The organism is Allobosea sp. 01N443 (assembly GCF_056399325.1).
Map to the genome: position 1 here is coordinate 1 of NZ_JBFTRC010000316.1, position 3,998 is coordinate 3,998.

Genomic DNA, 3,998 nt, shown 5'->3' on the forward strand with positions numbered 1-3,998 from the left:
GGCGAGACCCGACCGACAGCCCATCGCCGCTGACGATGCGTGCGTGCGTGCGGAAACTTGCACGGATAGGTCGGATTTTCGCACCCGTTAGGTTGTTGCCGGCTCGATCGTTCCCGGTTCGTCATCGCCCTGGCCGGTCTTGTTGACCTGCATCGACTGCGTGGAGGCGATTCCCTGCTGGAGGGGCGGCGGCTGGCGGAGAATATCTTTGCGGCGCCGCTCATCCATGCATCGAACGGGGACAGCTTCTACTCGACTGCCGTCCGCAACCTGCTACCGGCACTCCAAGCCTCGTTTGACTGCTTGTTTTCCCCGAAAGACCGTTGTGAGATATGCAGGAGCGTTTCAAGCTCGCTATTCGGGGAACGAAACAACAATGAATTATAAGCCCGTTATTTCTGCCGGCCTGTTCGGCGCCGCTCTATTCGTTTGCTTCGCGACTGCTCCCGCGGTCGCCCAATCACCCAAGCCGCCAGCTCAAGTGAAGGTGACGAACGCGCGTACCGCGCCACTGGCTTCCCTGGAAATCACGACCTCGGGCGAGCAGCCGCGCCTGATCGCCAAGCTCACCAAGCCGCTCGGGCCCGGCAAGAGCATTGCCCTCAAACTGAACAAGCCCGCGGGCTGCAGCTACTCCGTCCTTGCCAAGTTCAGCGACGAGGTCGAGAGCGATAGTGACCTCATCGATCTGTGCAGCGAGAAGTCCATCAGACTGACGGATTGAACCCGCAAACATAACGGATTGGGCAAGTCACGCCGACGCAAGTTGATGGGAAAGTTTGTTCCTCAGCCGTGAGCTTGGCCAACCGTCGCATCATTCAAGATGGCGTCGCCGCCCCCTCGTCGGCGTCGCACACCCTTCACGGGCCTGCCCACGTCAGTGCAGAGAAATCTATCGCTTGGTACCCGCCCACGACCGGCCTTCCGGGTCGTGGGCGGGCGCGGTGGTCTTGCCCGTTTGCAGACATTCCGAAGGTCGCAGGAGGGTGGAAATCAGAAGTTCGTCACGCTGAACCCGCTGGCATAAGCGCGCTACCGACAAACATTGGCGGACTGCCCGAAAGCAGACATCGCTAGATTGAAGTTCAGCGGCAGGTCAGGATCACTTCCCTATGGTCACAATGCCTGCCTCCGTCGGCCCAGTAACTGCGCCGATCAAAAATTTCAGCTGGAATCGTGGCGTTCGTGCAACGGAACCTCAAAATATATGGGTCCGCATTGACGACAAACATGCCCTCGTAAACATTTTGTAGATATCGCCGGTGCTTTCTCTGAGCATCGTCACGCGTAGCCTATCCGATTCTGATCAGCCTCTGCCTTTGCTTCTGACTTCGACTGCTCGCAACGCGATCGCCTACCGATCACGTTCGCGGGCTGTACGCAAAAGGGCGCGAAAATGGATTTGGGACATGTGCTGCCGGGCGCTAGCGCAAGACATCGAATCCGCCGGCTTATCGCGGCGACTACGCCACACTCGGGGTTGCTGGCACGCGGCTTGAGATTTGGCTCGTACACGGCGCTGGTGACAATCGCACTTCTCGCAGCCTCTACGGTTTCGACACGCGCCCAGAACCTCAGAGATTGGACCGCCGGAGCGGGATCATCTGATTGGTTTACGGCTGGCAATTGGAATCCCGGTAGTGTTCCGACGAACCAGAACTTCACGGTCATTGACACCACGACGCCGTTTCCGACGGTGATCTCGGGCTTGCCCGCGCAGGCCTCTCAAGTGTCCGTCGGCGTGGATGGGGTTGGGGCGCTCACAATCCAGGAGGGCGGGACATTGACCACCCTCCCGTTTGGGGGCGGGTTCATTGGCGGCAGGCTTGGCTCGAATGGTACGGTGACCGTGACCGGCACCGGCTCCACGTGGTCAAATGCCCTCCTCTTTGTGGGCCGACTAGGTACGGGGGTTCTAAGAATCGAAGATGGCGGCAGGGTGATCAGTTCTTTTGGGGGCTCCGTCGGTGAGTCTGCCGGCTCGACGGGTACGGTCACGGTAACTGGGCCTGCATCCGCCTGGGATGTCAGTGGCGTCCTCAATATCGGCGATTCGGGCACCGGCTCACTCACGATCCAAAGCCGTGGGAGCGTGACCAATACTAGTGGCGTGCTGGGATCGTTTGCCGGCGCGACGGGTATGGTGACGGTGGCCGGCGCGGGCTCCAAGTGGACGAATAGCGGAAACGTTGTGGTCGGCAGTGCGGGCACGGGCGTGCTCATGATCGCGGACGGCGGCACTGTAACCGATCTCCTCGGGTTGGTTGGCGGTTCTTTGGGCTCGCGGGGCACGGTCACGGTGACCGACACTGGCTCCACCTGGAGCAACATCTCGGGGGTGAACATTGGCAACAATGGCACGGGCACGCTCACGATTGCGAACGAAGGCGTCGTTGCCGCGCCTTCTGTTGTGGTCGCTGCGCAGACCGGATCGATTGGCACACTGAACATCGGCGCGGACCCGCTCGTCAGCACGGCGGCGGCTGCACCAGGCACCATCGACGCGCTGACCGTCGCATTTGGCGCCGGCACCGGCACGATCAACTTCAATCACACGTCCGCCGGCTACGTGTTTGCACACGCGATCAGTGGCAACGGTACTGTCAATGTGCTTGCCGGCGCGACCATCTTTACAGCAGCCAATAGCTACAGCGGACCGACGAACGTCAGCGGGGCCACGTTGCGGGCCGGTGGACTGAGCACGCTCAGCCCGAACTCGGCCGTGACGGTCGCAAGCGGCGGAACGCTCGATCTCAATGGCTTCAGYCAYACYRTMCCSAGCGTCRCCAAYGCCGGCCTTGTGAACATGGGCACTGGCACCCCGCCGGGCACAGTCTTGACGACGCCAAGCTATACAGGGACTGGCGGCACGATCGGGCTGAACACTTTCCTCGGAACTGACGGCTCGCCTTCCGATCGCCTCGATGTCGGCTCGGCGACCGGCAATTCGCTTCTGAGCATCGCCAACGCCGGCGGGACCGGTGAATTGACGACAGGCAACGGCATCCAGGTGGTGCGCGCGGTGAATGGAGGAAGCACCGCCGGTGCCTTCGCGCTCGGTGGCGTCGTCGCGGCGGGSGCCTACGAATATCTCCTRTTTCAGGGCGGTGTGACGGCCGGCACCGAGAATGACTGGTTCCTGCGGAACCAGCTCATCCCGACGCCCCCCGGCGTGACGCCCCCTGTCGGACCTACGCCGCCCGGCGTGATACCGCCCGGAGTGACGGCTCCTGACACTCCGATCCCTCTCTTCCGCCCCGAGGCGGCCATCTACACGCTGTTGCCCGGCGTGGCGCGCCAGCTCGGATTGGCGACGCTTGGGACCTTTCACGAGCGCCAGGGCGATCAGGCCCTGCTSCTCGGCTCGGGCGCGCTGCCAGGCGCCTGGGGCCGGCTCTTCGGCCGCCATGCCGAGGAGAGTCGCTCAGGCCCGCTCTCGCCCGAGATGAAGGGCAATATCGGCGGCTTCCAGGCCGGTCAGGACCTTTTCGGCTGGGACAATAACGGCCATCGCGACCGGCTTGGCCTGTTCCTCGGCTTCGCCAGCGCCGATGTCGATGCCCRCGGTTTCGCTCTCGCCCAGCAGCGGGCGCTGGTCGGCAAGCTGAAGATGGATGCAACCAGCCTCGGCGCCTACTGGACCCATGTCGGTCCGTCACGCTGGTATGTCGACGCGGTGCTGCTGGGCTCCTGGTTCGATGGCGATCCGCGCTCGACCCGCGGCATCGGGCTGAGCGCCGACGGAACCGGTCTCACCGGCTCGCTCGAGGCCGGCTATCCGATCCAGATCGGTGCCGGGCTGTCGCTTGAGCCGCAGGCGCAGCTGATCTGGCAATCGGTCTCGTTCGGAACGGAGCGCGATCGCTTCTCYGCGGTYCGCTTTTCGCCCRACGATGCWCTSACCGGCCGGATCGGCGCTCGGCTTACCGGCGATTGGGTGATGGGCGGGATGACGCTGAAACCCTATCTCCTCGCCAATGTCTGGCGCACGTTTTCCG

3 protein-coding genes and 1 pseudogene are annotated in these 3,998 nt (G+C 62.9%); 3 read left to right on the forward strand and 1 reads right to left on the reverse strand.

Going from position 1 to position 3,998, the window contains the following annotated elements; all coding sequences use genetic code 11:
- Positions 1–87 precede the first annotated feature (87 nt).
- A complete protein-coding gene (locus AC1DRP_RS35445; protein ID WP_476770996.1) occupies positions 88–228 on the reverse strand; it encodes a hypothetical protein in 141 nt (46 codons plus the stop codon).
- 259 nt (positions 229–487) lie between these two features.
- On the opposite strand from AC1DRP_RS35445, the gene AC1DRP_RS35450 reads away from it, so the two are divergent.
- The 3 genes and pseudogenes from AC1DRP_RS35450 to AC1DRP_RS35460 form a co-directional block, all read left to right on the forward strand.
- Positions 488–724 (forward strand): hypothetical protein, encoded by a 237-nt coding sequence (locus AC1DRP_RS35450; protein ID WP_476770997.1) that lies wholly within the window; start codon positions 488–490, stop codon positions 722–724.
- Between the two features lie 672 nt (positions 725–1,396).
- Positions 1,397–2,041: pseudogene (locus AC1DRP_RS35455) on the forward strand (hypothetical protein); the annotation flags it as partial.
- Positions 2,042–2,092: 51 nt separating this feature from the next.
- Positions 2,093–3,998 (forward strand): autotransporter family protein (locus tag AC1DRP_RS35460; RefSeq protein ID WP_476770998.1); only part of this gene is annotated, 1,906 nt, incomplete at its 3' end.